The sequence below is a fragment of the Gracilimonas sp. genome (assembly GCF_031581265.1).
Lineage (GTDB): Bacteria > Bacteroidota > Rhodothermia > Balneolales > Balneolaceae > Gracilimonas.
Genome location: NZ_JAVLBQ010000041.1, coordinates 1 through 22,793 on the forward strand (window position 1 = coordinate 1; position 22,793 = coordinate 22,793).

A 22,793-nucleotide genomic window follows, 5' to 3' on the forward strand; every position below is an offset into this window, starting at 1 on the left:
ATTGGGACTACTGTGAAACAGCAACCGAAGGTCAAAAAGGTAGTTCAAACTGTGATGACCAATTAAATTATTGCCACCTTATTGGAAGTCCATGCAATCCCGATCCCGAGTAAGAATGATTTCAATTATAATGTAGGTCTAAATTAAACTCATGAACATTAAAATTAATTAGTTATGATAAAATATAAATATAAAAAAAGTAGAATTACACTTCTATTGTCTCTAATGTTTCTGTTAAGCACTGTAATTGTTAATTACACGCAAGCTAGTAATCAAGATGCTAATACGGCGATTCCAAATTGTTATATATGTGATTACTATGGTTGTGAATACAGTCATGAGACTCAAGCAGGGGGTAAGAAATGTAGCTCTCCTTTGGGATGGTGTTTTTTATCAGGTGGATGTTGTGGAGATTGTGAAATGGAAATAGAACCAGAATGAAATTAACAATCCATAAATTTGAATTTTAATAATAGGCAACTGGAATTATTATTCCAGTTGCTAAATAATAACAAAATGAAAATTATATATATATTAATTTTTCACTTGATTTTATTTAACTCTTCTATTTACTCTCAGAGTAAAATAAAATTTAATGAAAAGGGAGTGATTTCTGATAAGAATGATCAATATCTACTTGCTTCGTTAAAAGGTGTAGCTACGGACTTAGAAAATAATATTTATTTGTTTGATTTTACTCAAAATTCCGTATTCAAGTTAAATCAAAATGAAGATTTAATTGGGAAAATAATAAGACCAGGAAGGGGCCCTGCAGAAATTAATAGTATATACTCCTATTATTTAGATAACGATACAGAAAGAATCTATATAGCAGATCGACAAAATTTTCAATTTTTGATTACTGATTTAGAGGGAGATGAGATTGAAACTCATTCTATAAACCCTAGTTTTATGAATACCCCAATGGGTATGCAGAAATATAATGAAAACATACTCGCTTTTTTATTTTATAATTCTCAAGAGCAATTAATGAGAAAGAATAATGGTATAGATTCATTAATTCACTTTTATGATGTGGAAAGTTTTGAAAGACTTTATTCAATTGCGGATCGTAGTTATATAAATAAACTGATTAATTATAAATCTAAGTCAGCAGCTTTAGTTAATAAAACATTTGTAGGTGAAATATTATTTAGTGATGAAAATACTTTATTGTATTCACCTTACATCTTTAATAAGAGTATACTTGTTTTTAAAAAAATAAATACTAGTGAATGGAAATTTGAAAAAAAGCTTAAAAGTAAAGAATGGGATACTGAATCTTTTATAGATATAGATTATCAAGAATTTCGAATGAATAGAGAAAAGTATAGAGGCCAAGGTCAAAATGTTGTCACTTCTTCGGGGCCCGATGGAAAAGGAGCGGGTATTATGAAATTAAGATCGGTTGGGATTTTTAAAGATTCTAATAATTATATAGTCAACTTTGTTGTGAAGGAGAATCCCTACGAAACAGGATTTGAACATGTTTTGTTTGCTGAAATCTATTCAAATGATTTAGTTTACTTGGGTTCAAGTAAGATATACAAAGCAAAAAAAGACGAAATAATTCGTTATGTATCTTGGAAAGATATTGATGATAATTTCTATTTAAATATTGAGGGTGACAGATATAGCACTCATGTAGTTAAATTTCAACTAGACATAGACTTTTAAAATTTACGCCACTATTTATTCCAAGGTGTTAAAGCTTTCCTATAATTCGCCAGATATAATAATGACGCTATAAAGGAAGTAAAATGATTTCCTCAAAATCCAGGTCAAGTTCATCGAGAACGGGTGAAGCAATTTCCTCGATTTCACTTTCATCATAGTCATTTAACCCCTCCAGCTTCACATAGAGGATCTCGTTGTGCTCATCAATGAAAAACTGCACATCACTTGATTCAAAAAGGTCTTGCAGCGTATGCACTAAAAATTCAACATCTTCAACAAATGCCTTAATTTCGTCTTCGGTTGGTTCACTCATTTTGTGTAGGTTCTTACTTAAATGTTAAGCTTGAAATTATGAATAAATACATAGCAAAACTTTGTGAAATTTCAGAAAAAAAGGATCTCCTGGTCGTAGGTTTGATGTCCGGTACTTCCCTCGATGGACTGGATATTGCACTTTGCAAATGCTCCAAAGCTAATGTTGAAGTGGTGGAGTTTCGCACTAAAGAATATGACCAGAAGTTGCAGAAGCGCTTAGCAGGTATTCAATCACAGGTGACTACAGATACCCGAGAACTAACTCGCCTTCATTCAGAATTGGGAAATTATTACGGAGGAGTCATTTTAGAATGCTTAAATGATTGGGAATTTGAGGCGGAAGACATTGATCTGATTGGCAGTCACGGACAGACGGTGTATCATGCTCCGGCTCAAACCAAAGACGAGACCAGTGCAACCTTACAAATCGTTGATGGGGATCATATTGCTCAAAAAACCGGGATCATCACAATATCCGACTTCAGACAAAAACACACCGCTGCCGGTGGAGAGGGAGCTCCATTGGCCGGTATCTTCGATGAGGCACTTTTCAGGGATGAGGCAAAACACAGGCTTTTGTTGAACCTGGGAGGCATAGCCAACCTGACCTGGTTACCTGCAAAGGATAGCGGTGAAAAAGTGATTTCAGGAGATACCGGTCCGGCCAACACATTGATCAATGAAGCAATGCAGAAATATTTTAATCAACCCTATGACAAAGATGGAAATGTAGCAGCCTCAGGAAAAGTCCATTCTGAACTGGTGCGGTATGTGTTGCTGGACCCCTATTTCCGAAAGCCGTTCCCCAAAACGACCGGACAAGAAGAATTTCGTTTAGACTATGTTGAAGAATTGATGAAGGGACATGGGATAAGCTGTACGCATGAAGATCTGGTTGCAAGCCTGACAGCAATTACCACCCAGAGTATTTCCCGGGCTTTTGATGAGCTAATTGGCGATCAAGAGTTTGAGTGTTATGTGAGTGGGGGAGGAATTCATAATAAGGTGTTAATGAATGATCTGGAGAAGCGAATTTCTCAAGCCAACTTTCGATCTTTTAATGAGCTTGGAATCCCGTCTGATGCCAAAGAATCAGCCATGATGGCTTTTTTTGCGAATGATTTAATAGCCGGAGATGGATTCCCAATTACCGGGGTGACGGAGGGGAAGGTGCATTTTGGGAAGATTAGTTTGCCGGGATAAGGAATTCAAAATTTATGATTCAACATTAAAAATGAGTTTTAAGTCATGCATCGTGAAATCATTTTTTCCAGCAGTCATCCGCAGAATCAGCGTAATCCGCGTTCTATTTCGCAGCCGGATTTAACGATAAAACAACACCTTAACACTCACTAAACTTCGTATAGAAGATCCGTCTTTGCAATGAAGTTCCGGCTACTCGGTTTATTTTGAACTATTTCCCAGAATCATTTTCATTGTTCTTTTGTGCCGACAAAAGAACCAAAAGCTCCCGGCTACAAAAAAAGAGCTAAAGCTGATTCCATTTCACTAAAATAAATCAATGCTCCATATCTGGGCTTACCTATAATTTTACAACCATGCGGAATGATTTATTTCTTAACGTTTCATTACATCATCTTCTTAACGCTCTTTTTTCTAAGGCCGAATATTTTTTCATTGATCAAGGAAACATCAGCGTCATCTGTGTCCAGTAAGAAGTTTGTTCAGGTGATAATAGATAATGTCAACACTGCTATAAATCATAGCACATCACAAACATCCCACCCATCACAGTTCCATTACGCTGTTTGATTCAAAGATAAAACCAACACCTCGACCACCCGTTCAATTTGTTTTTTGGTTATAACAAGAGGTGGTAAGAATCGCACGACCGTTCCATGAGCGGCATTACCAAGGACTTTATGTTCAAACATTTTATCTACTACAGGTCGGGCGGGACGGTTGAGTTCTACGCCAATCATCAGTCCAAGTCCTCGGATATCTTTTACAGAGCTATTACTTGCTAATTTTTCTTTCAGCAGGTTCATCATGAATTCACCCTTTTCGGCGGCTTGTTCTACGATATTTTCTTCCTCGATGGCATCCAAGGCCGCACAGGCGACATGAGTTGTAAATGGATTCCCGCCAAAGGTCGTGCCATGATCACCAAAGCCAAGAGCAGAAGCCACGTCTTCTTTAGCTATGATAGCTCCGATGGGAACGCCACCTGCTAAAGCCTTGGCTGTAGCCACGATATCTGGAATCACATCAAAGTGCTGGTAAGCATAAAATTTCCCGGAACGTCCGACTCCACATTGCACTTCGTCGATGATCATCAAAATATTTAGATCATCACAAAGCTGCCGTGTTTGCTGCATGAATTCAGCATCGATCACATTCACCCCGCCGGAACCTTGAATAGTTTCAAAAGCAATGGCGATGGTATCTTCGTTTGCTGCTTCTTTCAGTGCTTCGAAATCATTAAAAGGTACTTGCTCAAAACCCTGGGGCAGCGGATCAAATCCTTCGGCATAGCTGGGCATTCCCATTGCGATGGTGGTCACCGAGCGCCCGTGAAATCCCTCACTTAAGGTGATCATATTTCCTGATTTTCCATGTTTCTTGCCCCACTTACGAGCCAGTTTTACGCAGGCTTCCATGGCTTCCACACCGCTATTGCAGAAGAATACACGATCCAGTCCTGAGACCTTCACCAATTTTTCTGCCAGTAAACTCTGTGGTTCATTATAGAAAAAATTCGAAGCATGCAGCAGTTTCTCGGATTGCTCTTTAATGGCCGCTACGATCTTGGGATGACAGTGCCCCAGGTTATTGACAGCCAGTCCGCCAAATGCATCGATATATTCATTGCCTTCCGTATCCCAAACTATGGCCCCTTTACCGTGCGAAAGAGTAACCGGAATTCTATTGTAAACCTGAAAGTGATACTTTTTTTCGAGCTGCTGTGCTTTGTCCATTTGGTTATTGGTGTAAGGGTGTATTGGTTAATTGGAATTGATGCCAGAGAAAGGTAAAAAGCAGAATCATGGTAATCATGAAAATCTTGCAAATTATGATTCAATACAGGAAGGTGAACCATGATTTTTAGGATTTAGGGGATTTGCTGGATTTTATTCCTATTTATTATAAAACGAGCAATCCCGCAGGGATGAACGAATATAGCCACGGGATTCATCCCGTGGATTTCGGATCATGAGTTGATGTAAGTCCCGTTAGGGACGACCCAAAGTTGAGTCAACAGATATCTGTGGTGGGTCATCTCTCTGGGATTTTTGATGGTTTGTGATATATTCCCTCGACTAAAGTCGAGGGCTATATTCGGGCGTCCCTGCCGGGACTACGATCTCGATTAGAAATCAGCCATTTCCCATTAACTACCCACCAACTTCAACCCAATCCTTCCGCGGTACAGATCCAGCATAAACGAGTATAAAATTAATCATCCAGTCTTTTTTCTGTCTTTTTAGGGTTTTGCCTGCAATCAAGAATGGCATCTAAAAAAATGGCATCCTTATCAACATAATAGTAGATTGCAAAAGGAAAACGCTTGGAGAACATGCAGTGATAACCCTCAAATCTTATTGCATGAATACCGGCATAGATTAGCAGTGAATCAATATCTGAGTAAAGTGAGTCGAGGAAATAATCTCCTAATCCGGGAGCTTGATTTTCGTAGAATTCATATCCCGATTTTAAATCATTCTTAGCCGATTCAAGAATTCGGATAGTCATTTAATTTCGTCCCGAATCTCCGTTTTGGCTTCCTCCCAATCGGTGTAGTTTACTTTCCCTTCTTTAACCGCATTTCTTCGTTTTTGCAATTCCTCATGGTGCCACTGTGGTGGAGCGTAATCATCGGAAGCAGAGATATCGATCCACAATTTTTCCATGAGTTCGATCTTTTCGGATAAGGATAATTTATCTATGGCTACTGATGGTTTCATAACATCATTAATCTACTATTTTTTGAAAGATTTTCAAGGATGAATTATTTAGGTGAGGAGGGAGTGATTACTGTTACCATTTACCTTGGATAGCCTTGGCTAACAGTGTGGAACCGGCGGTTCCGGCAGGCATTCCGAACGGGTCGTTCGGAACGAGGCGAAGCACCGAAATCAACGACGTTTCGAACCGTTCCTTCCAGCTTTTGGCCTTCTTTCAAATCTTCCATTTTCATGACATCGGTACGCAGTAGTGGTTTAGGAAGTGATTCACGAGGGTCACGGCCCGGTTTCTGGAGGTTCTCAATGATGAGCTCTAATGTGATTCTCGTTCCTAACCGCTGGTTGGTAACGCCTGCTCGAACCTCCGGTTCGAAATGGTTGAAACTATCCACCCACCAACTTTAACCCAATCCGTCCACGTTCCAGATCCAGGGAAATAATCTCAAGGCTCAAAATATCTCCAACACTGACCTCATCATGGGGATCTTCGACTTTTTTCTTTTCTGTCATATTTGAGATGTGGAGTAAGCCATCCTGTTTCACCCCGATATCGACAAAAGCACCGAAATCAACGACGTTTCGAACCGTTCCTTCCAGCTTTTGACCTTCTTTTAAATCTTCCATTTTCATGACATCGGTACGGAGTAAGGGTTTAGGGAGTGATTCCCGAGGGTCACGGCCCGGCTTTTGCAGGTTTTCGATGATGAGTTCTAAAGTTGGCACTCCTACGCCGATTTGCTCAGCGACTTCTTCCAGGTTAACTCCTTTAAATTTACCGGCAATCTTGTCTTTTTCTTCAGATAGATTCTCCAGGTTAATACTGAACAGGTTACATAGCTTTTCAGCAGCTTCATAACTCTCGGGGTGAATGGCGGTATTATCGAGCGGATTTTTGGATTCGGGGATACGCATGAATCCAGCGGCCTGCTGGAAGCGGAAATCGCCAACGCCATCAATCTCACGAATTTGTTCACGATCCACAAAAATACCTTTCTCCTCACGGTGTTTCACGATATTGGAAGCCACACGCTTGCTTAATCCCGAAATATGAGATAACAACGGGGCAGAGGCCATATTCAAATTCACCCCAACCTCGTTCACACAACTTTCCACCACATCATCCAACTTACCGGAAAGCTGGTTTTGGTTGACATCGTGCTGGTATAATCCCACACCAATGGACTTTGGGTCGATTTTTACTAATTCTGCCAGTGGATCTTGTACACGTCTGGCGATAGAGATATTTCCTCGTTGTGCAGCATCCAGTTCAGGAAACTCCTCACGAGCTACCGTTGATGCTGAATAGACCGAAGCCCCGGCTTCATTCACAATTAAATAGTGCAATTCTTCATCGGGATGCTGCTCTTTTCGTTTCTGCAGAAACTCGGCTATAATTTGCTCGGTCTCCCGACTCGCTGTTCCATTTCCAATGGCGATGAGTTCCACTCCATATTTATCGATGTACTGCTCGAAAACTACCTCGGCTTCCGCCACTTTGTTTTGTGGGGGAGTGGGATAGGTCGTGGTTCCTTCCAGATATTTCCCATGCTGATCTACGACGGCCACTTTACAGCCGCTTCGGAAAGCGGGGTCTATTCCCATAACCACTTTGTTATCCAATGGAGGCTGCATGAGTAAATTTCCGAGATTGGTAGCAAAAGTCTCTATGGCGTGTGCATCGGCTTTATCGGTAAGTTCGTTTCGGAGTTCTCGTTCTAATGAAGGGAAGAGGAGTCGTTTGTAGGCATCTTCAACGGCATCCTGAAGGTATTCGGTAAAGATGCTCAGATCGTTTTCAATTACGATATCATCAATAATTTCGAGGGTTCTTTCTTCCCACAATTCTACATTAACGAACAGAATGTTTTCTTTTTCACCCCGATTGAGAGCTAAAATTTGGTAGGGCTTCAAATTCTTTGCCTTACCTGAGAATTTGTAATAATCCTCAAAATTAGTTCGCTCTTTTACAGTAGGATTTTTCTTTGCGGTGATATTGGAATGTTCGGCAAAAACCTCTCGCAACATTTCCCGCACTTCCAGGCTTTCGTTAATCCATTCCGCTACAATGTCTTTAGCACCATCAAAAGCATCTTCAACGGTTTCCACTTCTTTATCCGGGTTGATGTATTCCCGGGCATATTCCACCGGAGCACCTTTTGTAATTTCTTGTTCCCAGATAAGTTGCGCAAGCGGTTCCAGTCCTTTTTCCTTGGCTTTGTCGCCGCGGGTTTTACGCTTCTGCTTGTAGGGGAGATAAATATCTTCCAGCGTCTTAAGGGCGGTACAGTTTATGATCTGCTTTTTCAGCTCATCGGTTAGCTTATCCTGCTCTTCAATAGATTTCAGGATCGTTTCTTTTCTTGATTCGAGAGTGCGCTGAGCTTCTAATCCATCTCGGATAGCGCGTATTTGTTGTTCATCAAGACCATCGGTGGCCTCTTTTCGGTATCGGGCGAGGAAGGGGACCGTAGCGCCATCATCCAAAAACTTGGCTACAGTGCTAATCTGTTTGCTACTGAAATTTAGTTGGGATGCTAATAAACTGAAAATTTTGTTATCGCTCATTGATGATATTGGTTTGAAAATTTGGACGATGAAAATAAGAAGGGTTGATGGAAATGTTGAATTTTAAATGAGGAAATTTTGAAGTGGTTATTGCTAATTATTATGGATGAAATTGAACAGGTTTTCACAGTGTTTATAAGACTTAAACTTAGACTTTTTTTACTTGAGTAAATTTGCCAAATTCTAATTTCGTTAACACAAATGAAGAGCGTTTAAAATGAGACAAAATATTTCAACCGGTACGGAGTGGGAAGATAAAGTCGGGTATAGCCGGGCGGTTAGGATTGGAAATCACATCGCTGTTTCAGGAACTACAGCCGTAGATAGCAATGGCACCATTGTTGGAAAGAACGATGTTTACAAACAGACACTTCAGTGTTTCCGGAATATTGAAAAGGCTCTTAAGCAGGCAGGTTCATCACTTAAAGATGTTGTCAGGACCCGGACTTTTATCACAAACATAGAAAATTGGGAAGACTTTGGAAGGGCACATGCAGAAGTGATGGGAGGTATAAAACCGGTCGCTACACTGGTTGAAGTTTCTAAACTGATTGATCCTGATCTGTTAATCGAAATTGAGGTGGATGCTATCATTGGTTCTGACAATAACAAAAGTTTGGACTGATTTCTTTATCATATGATATTAGAATTCCTCCAAAACCGGCAAATGTTCAATTGGACAAATAAATGAGCATAACTTTTTCAAATAGCAGGGCTAATTCGCTTTTAATTCTTGTACTTGCTTGTTTATGCTTTGGTTTTCAGGACAGTAATTCGGTAGAAATCAGAAAGGTTGAGCGAGAGGGAAAAGTAATATTGAACGCAATCAACACGAATATTTACCCGGTGACCATAGAATTTGAAGTTGACCTGGATAATATGGAGGCGAATAAAAGCCTTCCTTTTACTGAGATATTATCCCCAAAATCCAGTAAGGAAATAGTAGAGCTTGAAACAGTTACTAAAGGTGAGGCTTCTGGGTATAAATATCGCTATCGGTTTTATATGGGGGATATTCACGCACAACATAATTCCCGTTTCAGCTACAGATTACCCATAGAAAGAGGAAAATCAGTTCGTGTATTGCAAGGTTTTGGCGGAGATTTTTCGCACACCGGAGACCTTCGGCACTCCCTGGATTTCGATATGCAGGAAGGAACTCCTGTCTATGCAGCACGGGGTGGGTTAGTGGTAGATATTGAAGATTCAAATACCGAAGGAGGTCCCACCGAAGATTTTATGGACTCTGCTAATTATGTAACCATTATGCATCGTGATGGGACGTTTGCAGACTATGCGCACCTAAAATATCAAGGAGTGGAAGTGAGGGTTGGGCAAAATGTACGCTCAGGACAGGTTATTGGCTATTCCGGTAATACCGGCTTTTCGACCGGACCGCATCTTCATTTCGTAGTTAAAAAAGCAAAAAGAGGTGGAGGCTTTATTTCCATCCCCATAAAATTTGCTACCAAAAATGGCATTCAGCTTTTGGAAGAAGGGGAAAACTATATCGGATATTGAGTAGAAATTAGGTTTTAGTTGTGAGGTGTTAGGTATTAGATTAAAAAGGATAAAGTACTGAAATCTAATTGTCTCACCTCTAAAACCTAACACCTAAAACCTACCCCACTAATTCCCCTCCTCAAAATATTCATTAACTAAAACCGGCTCACCAAATCCAAGCTGTTCTAAGCGATCCATTTGCGTTTCGGCATCACCGACAACCAGCCAAATCATTTTATCAGGATTGGCATATTCGCGGGCCAGTTCCTGAATTTCTTCCTTAGTGATATTTCGAACAGTCTTTTGGCGTTCACGCACATAATCAGGAGACCATCCATAGCTGCTGATATTGGCTAACATGTTCAGTTTTGAACCGGAGGTCTCAAACTGTCGGGCTGAGCTTTTGATGAGATAGCTTTTCGTATTTTCGAGATCCTGATCAGTAAAAGTTTCGGGATATTGTTCAAGAATTTCCTTCACTAAAGCAGCTGATTCATACGTCACATTGGTACGTACTCCACTTGAGATGGTAAAAGGTCCGGCCATATCAGAACCGGAGAATCCGGAGCCGATACCATAAGTATAACCTTTGCCTTCACGTAATTCCTGTGTCAAACGAGAAGCAAATCCACCACCTCCAAGCTTGTAATTCATGATGTTGGCTTTATAGAAATCAGGATGGGTTTCCGGCATAGCTAAGTAGCCAAAACGCAGTACGGATTGTTTGGCACCGGGAACATCATAAAAATAAACGGTTGAAGACTCAGGCGCATCCGGGGTCTCAAATTCAGGGATTTCAACAGGTTTATTTTCCCATCGACTGTTCAGGCCTTCCAGCGATTCTACGATACCAGCTTTATTGATAGCTCCCACCACATGCATATCAGCAACAGCAGGAGAGAAGTAGTTATTGTAGTAGGCTTTAAGATCATCCAGCGTGATATTTTCTACAGTTGTAGTGGTGCCGTTGGGATTGTAAGAAAGTATGTGATCTTCCCCGTATAATAATTTGTTATAAGTATTAGAGGCGATGCTATTTGGGTTTGCACTTTGTTGGGTTATCTGGCTGAGTGTACTTTGCTTTGCGAGTTCAAACTCACGCTCATCCCATCGAGGCTCCAGCATAATTTCCTCAACCAAGGCCATAGTCTCTTCATAATTACGAGCCAGGGAATTTCCACGAATAGTCAGTGACTGTCGGCCCGCGTTCACGCTAATATTTGCTCCTAATAAGTCAATAGATTCCTCCAGTTCTTCCGGGGTTTTATTGGCGGTGCCTTTGGTCATTAAATCTGCCATGAGGTTTGAAACCCCAACTTTTGCAGGATCTTCCAGTAGGAGGCCTCCTTCTAAGGTGATCTCAAACTCCACCAGCGGAAGTTCATCATTTTCGATTCCGTAGATTTGAAGTCCGTTGGCTAGTTCTGCTTCCCACACGTCCGGAATAGCAGGGGTAGGACTTTCACCATAAGGTGGTTCAACGGTACGATCAAAACTGGAGGGAGTGCGCTCATATTCTGTTTCTTCAGGAATTTCAAACTGCTCCCCTTCAGCATTGGCTACTATTTCTTCTTCAACAACTTCTGCTAATTCAGATCCCTCAAGTACGAGATCAGATTGTCCTTGTGGCACAAAGCTGGTTGCTACAAAATGCTGTCCTTTGATGTACTGTCGGTACACGCGCATGACATCTTCTTTGGTAACAGCAAGCGTTTTCTGGATATCTTCATTGATATATCCGGGACTATCAGCAAAAATATTATACTGCGCCAATTGAAATGCTTTTCCTAATACACTGGAAAGACCGTTATAAAAATTGGTCTCAATACCGGCTTTAATGCGCTGGAGATCTTCATCGGTAAAACTCTCTTCCTCGAATCTTGTAAAGGCCTCGTTGATCGCAGCTTCCACGTCATTTAAGTCTGTACCGGGATAGGCGCGGGTAATGAGCGAAATCTCCCCTGCAATTTCGGAATTTCCGCTCCTCATGAACACATTAGAAGTTAATTCCTGCTCTTCTACCAATACTTTATACAAAGGAGCCTTTTTGCCATCTGAAAGAAGTTGAGTGAGAATATCGAGGGCATAAGCATCTTCATGATATAAATCGACACCGGGCCATACCATTCGAAGTTCAGGAAGTCGCGCGAAGTTATCCTCGTAGTATAATTTCTTGGTTTCATCGAGGGAAGCAGGCTGATTTGCCAGAGGTTCAATTTCTTCTCCACGTGGAATTTCATCAAAGTATTTATGAACCCATTCTTTGGCTTGATCCGAATCGAAATCACCGGCAATTACCAGGGTAGCATTATTCGGTACGTACCATTTGTTATAAAAATCTTTCACATCCTGAAGCGTAGCATTTTGGAGATCTTCCAGTGATCCAATAACCTGCCAGCTGTATGGGTGTCCTTCAGGATATAAGTTTTTGTCCACAACATAACTTGCATGACCATAAGGCTGATTATCCACGCCCTGACGCTTTTCATTTTTCACGACTTGTTTTTCTTTGGCAAGAACGGCTTCCGTTACGGTATTGATAAAAAAGCCCAATTTATCAGCTTCCGCCCAGATCATTTTTTCCAGAGCATCATTAGGGACCGTTTGAAAGTAGTTTGTGCGATCCCGACTGGTAGAACCGTTGGCGCCAGAACCCCCAATGCGAGAGCTCATTTTATCCAACCCACCTTTACGGAGGTTTTCAGATTCTAAAAAAAGTAAATGCTCAAACAAGTGAGCAAAACCGGTCCGTCCTTCAATTTCACGGGAAGATCCTACGTGAAAAGTGAGGGCAACAGCAGTTACAGGATCGGAATCATCTTTATGGAAAATAACTTCCAGTCCGTTATCGAGCGTAAATTTTTCGTAATCAACTGAAAACTCGGTTTGCTGTTGAGCGCATGAGGAGACTATAAAAGCTCCTATAAGAAGCGAGAAGAAGAAAGGTAGAATGCGTGATTTCATAATGGAAATGTGATTTATGTTTTCGCCAAATATAACAGCGCAGGAGATAGGGGTTTGTAAATGTTTTTGCAGTTTTGGCAATCTTCAAATTGGTTTAGTCGCTCAAATTCAGCACCCCTCTTTGTTTCTCCCCTATACATAGGGAATAAGACGCCTTCTTGAGCTATTGAGTTGCTATGGAAATTTGATGCGATAGAAGATTTCGTGTTGTAGAAGCACGGATTAGGTGGATTTAGGGATTGCACTGATTATTGGATATTCTCCACTCGTACCACGGCTCGCTGAGCCGTAAAAAAACATCAAAGGTTATGGAATTAGCAGTATCAAGTTACCAATCTGCCAATCAGATAGTAAATGGGGCAAAAAATAGGTTTTAGTTCCGCTGTTAATTACCCGGCATTATCCGCATTTTTCTTACATCAGATTCCTGAAATAGTGCCGTAGAATCTTGATATAGCCATCTATATTCTCCACTCAACCACATTTCGGTTTGATCACCAAAATAATCGGAAAGGGGATTTCCGGATTGTCCGGTTGGTAGCACACTTTTACTTTTGCTCATATCGGAGAGGTCTGAAAGACGTCGGATGGAAGGACCCAATACCATTTCAAAGGGATTTTCCCATCGGTATTGGCCATTATTCACGCTCATACCATGGCTGACAACCTCATACGGTCCCTTACTCAAAACATTTTCTACAATCATTTTCAGGGAGGTTGAAGCTTCAGGGGCTTTCGCTGCCTGACTAAAAAGCGGTGGTTCAAACGTGATGGTATGCAATTGTTCCCATCTCCATTCATAGGGTTCGCTACCCAGTGAGTCACTTAGAAATAAGATGGCATCCTGCATACTTTTTAGCACGATATCCTCCTTGTCTTCAACGACTTCTGTGGTAATATCATCGAATAACGAGCTTTCAGAATCCATAAGTGAAGTCATGGTTCGGACCGGAATATTTTCGTGATGGATGAAATTACTGTAAGCCACTTCACCAAAATCATCCTGCAGTGTGTTTTTAGTGAAGTTGAGTAGGAAGCTGTCGAAGATAGATGCCGCAGTAGAATTTAAGCTATAATTATAATTCCAGTTTTCGAGATAGGAGACCGGCAGCTCAAAGTCATATTCTTCCTGATTGTTGATGATACTAAGTATTTGCGGGGTGAGCTTGGCAGCAAAGTTTGAGTAAGAATCGTTTTGTAATTCAGCAAAGCTGTCATAGTTGAAAGGTTCAGGGTTTGTAAGGATTTCCTCAATTCGCTCAATTCTGGATGGCGGTTCCCAAAACGTTGCCAGGTAGTAGGGGTAGCTATCAGTGGTGATTTTATTATTGGCATTGGCGATCCACCCGGTTTCGGGATTGATAACTCGGGGCATTTGTTCATGTGGAATAAAACCTTCCCAATCATCTGTAGGATTCCAACCTTTTCTCATGGTAACAGGATCTCCGGTTCTAATCGGGAGCTTGGCCACCGAATACATGGCAATGTTATTCTCAACATCCGCATACATAAAATTTAAGCCGGGAACACCAAAATAGGGGAGGGCATCTTTGAAATCCTGGAAATTTTCAGCCCAGTTAATTTCGTAAAGCGTCTTAATTTCATTGGTGATTTCATAGCCGGTCCATTGCATGGAAATGAGTCTGTCTTCTGTAAGTTCTTCAACGGGATAGATATCTGAAATAACAGGGCCATGTTTAGTGTAGCGAACTTCAAAAGACTGATCATCACCGTCTTTTACTTTGATGATCTCACGAACTCGTTCAAATTGTTCAAATTCTACATCTCCATTTTCGAGAGAATCAACCACATAACGTCCCCGATCTTCCGGGTCTTGTTGTTCGAGGAAGAAATCGGTGTCGTCGCTCATCATGCTGGTAAAACTCCATGCCATATGATCATTTTGGCCGATGATGACTGCCGGTACCCCTGCTAAAGTAGCTCCGGATATATTTTTGTTATCCAGATTAAGATGCACTTCATACCATTTTCCCGGCATATCCAAGCCAAGATGAGGATCTCCGGCCAACATGGGAAAGCCGGATTCTGTTTTGGAGCCATCCACCACCCAGGCGTTGCTTCCCACATGCGTTCCTTCCATTTCAAGTAATTTGCGTCTGTTAATTTCTTGTTTAAGGATAGGCATTAATGCAGAAGAGTATCCTAATGATTGTTCATCATTCAGTGAGGTAGGGGCATCGTCAGGGAAGCGTAGCTGGAGCTGTTCAAACTGATTGGCCGGTAAATTCTCTTTCAAATATTGATAAGTCACTTCACTCCACCATCCCATATTCAGCTCCCAAGCCATCAGCCTGCTTACAGCCACAGAGTGACTTGGTGTCCACTCAATCGGATCAATTTCAGCCAAAGAAAATTCAACCGGTAATCGGTTTTTGTTGCTATTGATAAAAGCATTCACCCCTTTCGAGTAAGCTTCTAAAATATTTCGTTCGTTTTGGCCAAGGCTATCTGTCAGCTGCTTGGCGGTTTTCCAAATACCCAATGTGCGCTGATATTTATCCAGATTTATGAGCTCTTCATCATCCCCAAAAAATTCAGCGAATCGGCCTTCAGCTGCAATTTGGGTGACTGTCATTTGCCAAAGCCGATCTTGAGCATGCACGTATCCCAAAGCATAATATAAATCCGACTCATTGTTGGCATAGATATGAGGAACCCCAAATTCATCCCAGTAGATATCCACCGGTTCATTCAGATCACTGAGTACAATAGAAGAATCATAGTCGGGCAGGGGTTTGTAGAAGGTCCAGTAGAAAGCTAATCCGGCAAAACCAAGAATCAGGATCAGGAAGAAAATAAGCAGTTTAATGAAGGTATTCATAGCAACTATTTGGAGATTAATTCAGCCTGAAATTTACGTAATCTTAGGGGGAGAAAAATGGGGGAATTTTTTGGGTGAAGGGTTTTCAGTGAAGGGTTGAAACCCTTCGCTGGTGTACAGGATGGCAAGAAGATTCTTAGGTACAAGTCAATGAGAGATAATCATTGTATTTAAGTACACCAGTGAGGTCATTTATGGCCTCAATAATTATATAATCTTATTTTGAATGATTCCTAGCTAACTCTTATTTAGCAAGTGAATCAAAAAAAACTAAAAACCCATGGAAGTAAATTCACACCGAGCAACAAGAGAACAGATTGTACAGCAATTGGAAGGCGGGCAGGCTTTTCTTAAGATTGAAGATCTGCTGGAAGAAGTGGAATTTGAAGATTTGGGTAAACGTCCGGCTGGACTCCCATATTCATTTTTTGAGCAGTTTTTTCATATCAGGGTTGCGCAATATGACCTGCTGGATTACTGCCGGAATACATATTACGAAGCCAAAAAATGGCCGGAGGAATATTGGCCGGTGGAAGCGGAGCCGGAATCGGAAGAAGAGTGGGGAGAGCTCAAAGAATCATTCTTCAAAGAACGGGATGAATTGATGAACCTTATCCTGGATGAATCAAACGGACTTAACGCTCCCGTTGCCGGTGGTGAAGAGCATTCTTTTTTAAGAGAAGCATTGCTTGTATTACAGCATAATACATACCACACCGGGCAGTTGGCTATAATTTTTCGGTTGTTGAATGGGGGAGAGGATTAAAACTCTTTTAGCGAAGGGTTTAAACCCTTCGTTTGTGTACCGGATTAAATTTTGATCATGGCATGATGCTACCAAGGAAAACAATTTGGTCCAGTACACCAGCGAGGTCATTCATGACCTCGCTTCTGTGGTTTTGGTACATATTCAAATCTGTCTACAAAGGAATTTTCTTTATGATGTTTTTCTTGTTTATAGATATAATTGCGAATCATTTTTATATCATGAAGACTTACAGAAAATACTCCATAGCCTTCCTGCCAGGCAAATCCATCTTTCCAGTTATATTTCTGATTCAACCATCTGGATGATGCTCCTTTGATCCATTGAACAGCTTCAGCTACTGTTTGGGTAGTTTTGATTCGAAGTAGAAGATGAAGGTGGTCTTTTACTCCATTTACAGTATCAATATTGTATCCCTTTAAGTTTCCGTGGGTTTTTATGTATTCACAAACCTCATTTCGAATTTCCCATGATAGATAGGGTCTGCTCAATTTTGTTCGAAATACAATATGTACCCAGATTGAATTGAATGTTTTAGGCATCGGTAATGAATTTATTTACGCTTATAGGTAAGAGCGTTTTAAATCCAATTCCTTACAAAATTTTTATGAAGGGTTGAAACACTCCACTCGTGTACAGGTATATATTTTTTTGTGGATTGATGGTACTATTGAAAACGATCGTTTCCTGTAAACCAGCGAGGTCATCCATGGTCTCCTGAAAAACCCGTTCATTTTCGCCGTTTGATATTCTAATCCCCCTCAAACATCTCATTCAATTGTTCCTGAACACGAATAAAGGTAGTTCTTTTGGTAAGCTCTTTAAGCTTTTTGGCACCCACGTAGGTACAAGTTGAACGGACACCACCCAAAATATCCTGCACCGTATCTTCTACAGGTCCGCGATAGGGCACCTTCACCACTTTTCCTTCAGAAGCACGATATTCTGCCACTCCGCCCGAATATTTTTCCATGGCTTTCTCGGAACTCATTCCATAAAAAAGTTTGAATTTTTCGCCATCTTCATCAACCAATTCACCGCCACTCTCTGTGTGTCCCGAAAACATGCCGCCAAGCATTACGAAATCAGCTCCACCGCCAAAGGCTTTGGCAACATCTCCGGGAGATTTACATCCGCCATCCGAGATAATTTGTCCGCCGAGACCATGCGCCGCATCCGCACATTCAATGATGGCAGAGAGCTGAGGAAATCCAACCCCGGTTTTAAGTCGGGTAGTGCAGACCGAACCCGGCCCGATACCCACTTTGATGATGTCCGCTCCGGCTAAAAGTAATTCCTCCACCATTTCCCCGGTTACCACATTACCGGCCATGATAACCTGCGTAGGATATTTATCCCGAACGCGTTTTACAAATTGTACAAAATGCTCGGAATATCCATTGGCCACATCAATACAGATAAAACGAAGGCTTGGAAACTCATTCATGATTTCGTCCAGCTTTTCCATATCCGATTTCCCGGTTCCGGTACTGACTGCAATATTTTCGGTGATACCATCAGGGGCATTTTTCATGAATTCTTTCCACTCCTCTATGGAATAATGCTTGTGAATGACGGTAAACATTTTATGCTCAGCCAGTGCTTTAGCCATTTCAAAAGTTCCGGTGGTATCCATATTTGCCGCCATCACAGGGACGCCCGTCCAGTTTTTTTTGGCATGAAGGAATTTGAAGGTTCGTTCCAGTGATACATCTGCCCGAGACTTTAGGGTAGAGCGTTTGGGACGAATCATCACATTTTTAAAACCAAGTTTGATATCTAATTCTATGCGCATTTGGAAGTGTTAAATTGATGAATTTTAAATGTTGAATTGTCTGTCCTTAAGGTGCAAAAAAAGCTATCAAATTTGAAGATGGGATATTTGTTTTCGGACGGGGTGATGGGTGACCATGAGAGAATTGTTAGTGGGGTATGCTTAATTTCCTTACAAAAGCACATTTTTTAAGCCTGAGTTCATTCATAAACATCAAGAAATTGTCATCCTGAGCGCTTAAAATAAGTTATTAAAATTAGTTGTTTAACGCGAAGGATCTCAAATCCTTAAATACCAGTGATGTTAATAAACTTATGAGACTCTTCGCGTTAAACACGGGAAGTATTTGAAAATCATGATGCGCTCAGAGTGACAACTTCAGCCATTTTTATATCAATATAAATCGAACTCAGGTTTCAAGGTTTTGCGAAGGCAGGTGGTGAAGATGAGATAAAATTGAAACCATATGGAAGAAGTGCAGAACAATTTCACAAGATTAGCCTGTGAAAACCTTTAGGGTTCTTTATCTTTCTTCAAAAAAGTAATGCCCCGATATAAACTTATTATTGAATACGACGGTACTAATTTCAGCGGTTGGCAAATTCAACCGGATGATATCACCGTAGAGGGAACGCTGGAAGAAGCTTTTTCAACGGTTCTTCAGCAAGAAATAGATTTGATAGGACAGGGGCGAACCGATGCCGGAGTACATGCAAAGGGGCAAGTGGCCCACGTTGATTTGCCGGATGCAACTGATCTTGAAAAATTACTAAATGGGGTGAATAAGATCGTAGGTGAAGAAATAGAGGTTGCCCATATAGAGCCGGTTCATGATGATTTCCATGCGCGATTCGATGCAATTGCCCGTCAGTACGAGTACACCATCACCACAAGAAACATCCCAATTATGCACCGCTACGCATGGTCAATTTACCAGCCCGTGGATAAGGATCAACTGAAAGAATGCGCTGATCTGTTGAAGGGAGAATTTGATTTCAATGGTTTCTCAAAATTTAATGAAGATAATTGGACCACACTATGTGAAATTCATGATTCTAAATTTGAATTTGATGGGGAAGTGATCCGGTATCGGATTCGCGCTAATCGTTTTTTGAGAAATATGGTTCGTCGTTTGGTGGGAACGATGGTTCATGTTGGACAAGGGAAAAAGTCGATACCAGAATTCAGGGAAATATTGGAAAATCCATCTTTAAAACGCCCCACGCATACAGCCCCGGCAAAGGGTTTAATATTGGAGAAAATTTTCTACAAAAAAGTTTAAAAAATTGTTGAAAGTAGTTAGAATAAGTAGTTATCTTTGTCGCCCCTCAAACAGGGTAACACACTGACATTCCTCGGTAGCTCAGTGGCAGAGCAGTTGACTGTTAATCAATTGGTCGTAGGTTCGAATCCTACCCGGGGAGCACATATTTTTTATAAAATAAATGCTTTAAAAAAGCCTCTCAGCACACGCTTAGGGGCTTTTTTTATGCTTTTCTGTTTCTATTTCCACTAAATATGAAAATGAAGGATTTTCATTTTACAGCACGTTTTACGTAATTAGTGGGTACAAAAGTGGGTACATTTTTACACTGTCCCACACACCATCAGATAAATCTTCAAAAGCTATGGCTAGTCTCAAAAAAAGAAACGGAACGTACTACATAAGATTTTTTACCAAAGTTCAGGGAAAGCGAAAAAGGAAAGCTTTGAGTTTGGGAACCTCACTCAAAAGAGAAGCAGAGAAATTGCTTATTAAGTACGAAGATCAATTTGAAAGAGGAGAGATTGATCCGTTTAATGGATGGACTCCAAAAATGGAAGCACAGAAAAAGAGAAGTAAATTATCCGGGAAGCATATTCCAATGGAAAGGGCGACGGTAGAATTTTTAAATAAACGAAGTAAGGCTAATGAAGTTACTAAGAAACATTACCGTAGAATCCTGGATATGTTTATGGATGAAGTGGGTAGAACCATGCCGGTAACCCAGATTATCGAAGACGATGTCCGTGATTTCTGCTTTAAACCCCATTTATCCGCTTCTTCCAAGAAGAATTACCTGCGCAATTTGAAAGTTTTTTTTAAATGGCTGAAAAAGGAAGGTATTATCAAAGAAGACTTCACCAAGGAAATAAAAGCACAGAGTCCTCCTCAAAAGATTACTCAGAAAACGGTTAGCAGAGAAGAGTTAGATAAGCTATTTGAAGTCTTTGATATATATTGCAAAAGAATGGAGCAAAAAGGGTACGTTACAAAACCGGAACAACAACGATTATGGTTTAAGCCGATGATTAATACTATTTATTATTGTGGTCTTCGCGCAAAAGAGGCAGTTAATCTTACCTGGAGTGATGTTAAAATTGAGCATAAACATTCTAAAGAAGAGTATGGACACATATTTATTACCAATAGAAATAAAAATACTACAAAATCCGGGAAGGAACGTGTTATACCCATAAGAAAACCCCTTTATCCATGGCTCGTGGAGTGGCATAAAGATCAAGGTGAACCTGCCGATGGTTATGTATTTCCAAGCGCTACAGGTTCCGACAGATGGCATAAGATGGACCCATTGGCATTATCCAAATCATTTAAGAAATTTGTAAAAAAGACGGATAAAGTCTCGGATACCGTAACTTTACATGGCTTAAGACATTCGTGTGCTACCGATTTACTTGCGAAGGGGGTATCGCCTGTTGTGGTTCAGAAAATTATGGGACACGCTTCTTTAAGTACGACGATGATTTATGAACATTTAAATAGTAACAATATTACGAATGCTGTAAAAGGAATCGATGGATAATCAAAATATTAAACATTTAATATTGGATTCTATACTTACACTTAGTTTGAACCATAAGTATTTAGGGCAAACTATAATGTTAGAAAAGTCTTCAATTGTATTAGCTAAACACGAAAATATATATAGCCAGATTCGTAAAGATTATAGAAATCAATTCAGGGGATACGATATAAAAGATTTAAATAATGATACATTTAACAATCTAAAAACAACGTTCAAGGAAATGATTCGTGAAAGAAAATCATCTTTATTTTTAGATTTTATCACATATGACAGCTTTGGAGAATGTTATGAATACAAACATGAATTCGGTAAAAATTTGTTGATGGATGAGATTCTTAAAGAGGTAATCAGAAGAGAACCTAAGTCTACTGAGAATAATATATTACTGCAAAAGATGAATGACTCTAAAAGAAGAGAGTATTTAGACAGCCTTTTGGAGCTTTCAGAACCAATAATAAGATTAGAAATTATAAGTGAAGTCGAAAGATCATTGGCTTCGTTTGGTAAATATGAGGCTAAAATAGATTTTTTTAGTGTAGCTGATGCGTGCAGATATTATATAGAAAATTATGAAATAAAGATAAGTGAGCTAGATAAGCCAAATATGAGGAAGATTAAAGAATGGGTACGAGAATATGCTGTGATCTATGATAAAGGTAAAATTTTAAATAAATGGTCAATTATAAATGCAAGAATTAACTCTTGGAAACAAAATCCATGATTAATACTTGTTAGTTTTCACGCACAGTGGAAAAAGTACCATAATTGATTTCTATTTAAATTTCCGCTCTTCTATTTAAAAAGGAAACTTTCTATTTCAAACCAACCTTTTATATTTATAGCTATATAAAATAAGTATTTTCAGTTCTTTAAATGATATGAAAAAATGTTGAATTTGCTGATGAACTAGAATCAGTAATGAAAACTAATCACAATGTCAGAAATAATACTTGAAAGGATAGAAAACAAAATCGATCTACTTCTTAATTCAAATAAGCATCGAATAAATGAGAAGAAGTACATAACTGCGAGGGAGGTAGAGGACCTAACCGGCCTCAATCATCGAACTATTTTAAATAGATCAAATCTAGATGAAAACCACGCTCGTTACATACCCTCTATACAATTCGGCGGTAGTCGCCGGAAATACTTCGAGAGAGTTGTAATTGAGAGAATCTTTCGGTTGAAATAACATGGAAAATCAAAGATTTGAAAGTTTGACCTTCTACGAAAGAACGATTGAAACCATTCTTTTTAACATCGATAAGTTTGGTGGAAGCGAACTGAAACTTTTACTTCTGATCAATAGATTAACTGTGGGAGCAGACTTAAATGCAGCAGAGATACGGCTCAAAGACTTTGAGGAGATGACCGGTTTATCTAGAAAGACTGTAATCAAAGCTTTAGATAAGCTTGAAAAGCTAAAACTAATTAAGTGGAGTAAAAGGGTATTAGATGCACGTTCATTGAATGATGCGGGTTTATGGATGGATTTTTTAAAAAAACATCCGGAAGTAATCGAAAGAACAAAAACGAATCTAAAGGAGAAGATTCAGTCAGAACAATCCGGTGTTAGGAAGGAATTACAGGAATGGTATAGACTGCTTGAAAGCATGTCCTTTCAACGGTTGAAAAAATTTATGCAATCAGATTC

18 protein-coding genes, 1 tRNA gene and 1 pseudogene are annotated in these 22,793 nt (G+C 40.0%); 10 read left to right on the forward strand and 10 right to left on the reverse strand.

The window, feature by feature from the left end; all coding sequences use genetic code 11:
- Positions 1-516: 516 nt before the first annotated feature.
- Positions 517-1,677: a 6-bladed beta-propeller gene (locus RI561_RS12250; RefSeq protein WP_395080535.1), complete on the forward strand. Its 1,161-nt coding sequence runs from the start codon at positions 517-519 to the stop codon at positions 1,675-1,677.
- Positions 1,678-1,744: 67 nt separating this feature from the next.
- Here the strand turns inward: RI561_RS12250 and RI561_RS12255 are convergent, their stop codons facing one another.
- Entirely contained in the window at positions 1,745-1,990 is a 246-nt protein-coding gene (locus tag RI561_RS12255; RefSeq protein ID WP_395080536.1) for a hypothetical protein, read from the reverse strand.
- A 38-nt stretch (positions 1,991-2,028) separates the two neighbouring features.
- Here RI561_RS12255 and RI561_RS12260 point away from each other — a divergent pair, with 38 nt between their 5' ends.
- The gene (locus RI561_RS12260) at positions 2,029-3,195 is read left to right on the forward strand and encodes an anhydro-N-acetylmuramic acid kinase (RefSeq protein ID WP_395080537.1); all 1,167 of its coding nucleotides are present in this window, start codon (positions 2,029-2,031) and stop codon (positions 3,193-3,195) included.
- 557 nt (positions 3,196-3,752) lie between these two features.
- Here RI561_RS12260 and RI561_RS12265 read toward each other — a convergent pair.
- From RI561_RS12265 to RI561_RS12285, 5 genes and pseudogenes are all read right to left on the reverse strand, one after another.
- Complete coding sequence (locus RI561_RS12265; protein WP_395080538.1) at positions 3,753-4,931, reverse strand: aspartate aminotransferase family protein; 1,179 nt, start codon at positions 4,929-4,931, stop codon at positions 3,753-3,755.
- 478 nt (positions 4,932-5,409) lie between these two features.
- Positions 5,410-5,706 carry a type II toxin-antitoxin system RelE/ParE family toxin gene (locus tag RI561_RS12270; protein WP_395080539.1) on the reverse strand — a complete coding sequence of 99 codons (297 nt, stop codon included), beginning with the start codon at positions 5,704-5,706 and terminating at the stop codon, positions 5,410-5,412.
- Entirely contained in the window at positions 5,703-5,918 is a 216-nt protein-coding gene (locus RI561_RS12275) for an addiction module protein (protein ID WP_395080540.1), read from the reverse strand. The genes RI561_RS12270 and RI561_RS12275 overlap by 4 nt, the downstream gene beginning before the upstream one ends.
- A 161-nt stretch (positions 5,919-6,079) precedes the next feature.
- Positions 6,080-6,238 (reverse strand): annotated as a pseudogene (locus RI561_RS12280) (RNA-binding transcriptional accessory protein); the annotation flags it as partial.
- 64 nt (positions 6,239-6,302) lie between these two features.
- A complete protein-coding gene (locus RI561_RS12285; RefSeq protein WP_395080541.1) occupies positions 6,303-8,483 on the reverse strand; it encodes a Tex family protein in 2,181 nt (726 codons plus the stop codon).
- Positions 8,484-8,700: 217 nt separating this feature from the next.
- Between RI561_RS12285 and RI561_RS12290 the strand changes: the two genes are divergently transcribed.
- Positions 8,701-9,108, forward strand: a complete 408-nt coding sequence (locus RI561_RS12290) for a RidA family protein (protein WP_395080542.1) — start codon at positions 8,701-8,703, stop codon at positions 9,106-9,108.
- Between the two features lie 62 nt (positions 9,109-9,170).
- Positions 9,171-10,004 carry a M23 family metallopeptidase gene (locus RI561_RS12295; protein WP_395080543.1) on the forward strand — a complete coding sequence of 278 codons (834 nt, stop codon included), beginning with the start codon at positions 9,171-9,173 and terminating at the stop codon, positions 10,002-10,004.
- Between the two features lie 108 nt (positions 10,005-10,112).
- Here the strand turns inward: RI561_RS12295 and RI561_RS12300 are convergent, their stop codons facing one another.
- Both RI561_RS12300 and RI561_RS12305 read right to left on the reverse strand, forming a co-directional pair.
- Positions 10,113-12,950, reverse strand: a complete 2,838-nt coding sequence (locus RI561_RS12300; protein WP_395080544.1) for a M16 family metallopeptidase — start codon at positions 12,948-12,950, stop codon at positions 10,113-10,115.
- A 385-nt stretch (positions 12,951-13,335) separates the two neighbouring features.
- Positions 13,336-15,792: a penicillin acylase family protein gene (locus RI561_RS12305; protein ID WP_395080545.1), complete on the reverse strand. Its 2,457-nt coding sequence runs from the start codon at positions 15,790-15,792 to the stop codon at positions 13,336-13,338.
- 280 nt (positions 15,793-16,072) lie between these two features.
- Here RI561_RS12305 and RI561_RS12310 point away from each other — a divergent pair, with 280 nt between their 5' ends.
- A complete protein-coding gene (locus RI561_RS12310) occupies positions 16,073-16,558 on the forward strand; it encodes a DinB family protein (RefSeq protein WP_395080546.1) in 486 nt (161 codons plus the stop codon).
- A gap of 107 nt (positions 16,559-16,665) precedes the next feature.
- Here the strand turns inward: RI561_RS12310 and tnpA are convergent, their stop codons facing one another.
- Both tnpA and RI561_RS12320 read right to left on the reverse strand, forming a co-directional pair.
- Positions 16,666-17,100 (reverse strand): IS200/IS605 family transposase, encoded by a 435-nt coding sequence (tnpA, locus tag RI561_RS12315; RefSeq protein ID WP_395080547.1) that lies wholly within the window; start codon positions 17,098-17,100, stop codon positions 16,666-16,668.
- 209 nt (positions 17,101-17,309) lie between these two features.
- The gene (locus RI561_RS12320; RefSeq protein WP_395080548.1) at positions 17,310-18,353 is read right to left on the reverse strand and encodes a GMP reductase; all 1,044 of its coding nucleotides are present in this window, start codon (positions 18,351-18,353) and stop codon (positions 17,310-17,312) included.
- A 523-nt stretch (positions 18,354-18,876) separates the two neighbouring features.
- On the opposite strand from RI561_RS12320, the gene truA reads away from it, so the two are divergent.
- From truA to RI561_RS12345, 5 genes are all read left to right on the forward strand, one after another.
- Entirely contained in the window at positions 18,877-19,614 is a 738-nt protein-coding gene (gene truA / locus RI561_RS12325) for a tRNA pseudouridine(38-40) synthase TruA (protein ID WP_395080549.1), read from the forward strand.
- Between the two features lie 70 nt (positions 19,615-19,684).
- Positions 19,685-19,756, forward strand: a tRNA-Asn gene (locus RI561_RS12330).
- Positions 19,757-19,960: 204 nt separating this feature from the next.
- Positions 19,961-21,136 carry a tyrosine-type recombinase/integrase gene (locus RI561_RS12335; protein WP_395080550.1) on the forward strand — a complete coding sequence of 392 codons (1,176 nt, stop codon included), beginning with the start codon at positions 19,961-19,963 and terminating at the stop codon, positions 21,134-21,136.
- Positions 21,129-21,860 (forward strand): hypothetical protein, encoded by a 732-nt coding sequence (locus RI561_RS12340; protein WP_395080551.1) that lies wholly within the window; start codon positions 21,129-21,131, stop codon positions 21,858-21,860. Before RI561_RS12335 ends, RI561_RS12340 begins: the two co-directional genes overlap by 8 nt.
- Before the next feature lie 472 nt (positions 21,861-22,332).
- Positions 22,333-22,793 (forward strand): hypothetical protein (locus RI561_RS12345; RefSeq protein WP_395080552.1); only part of this gene is annotated, 461 nt, incomplete at its 3' end.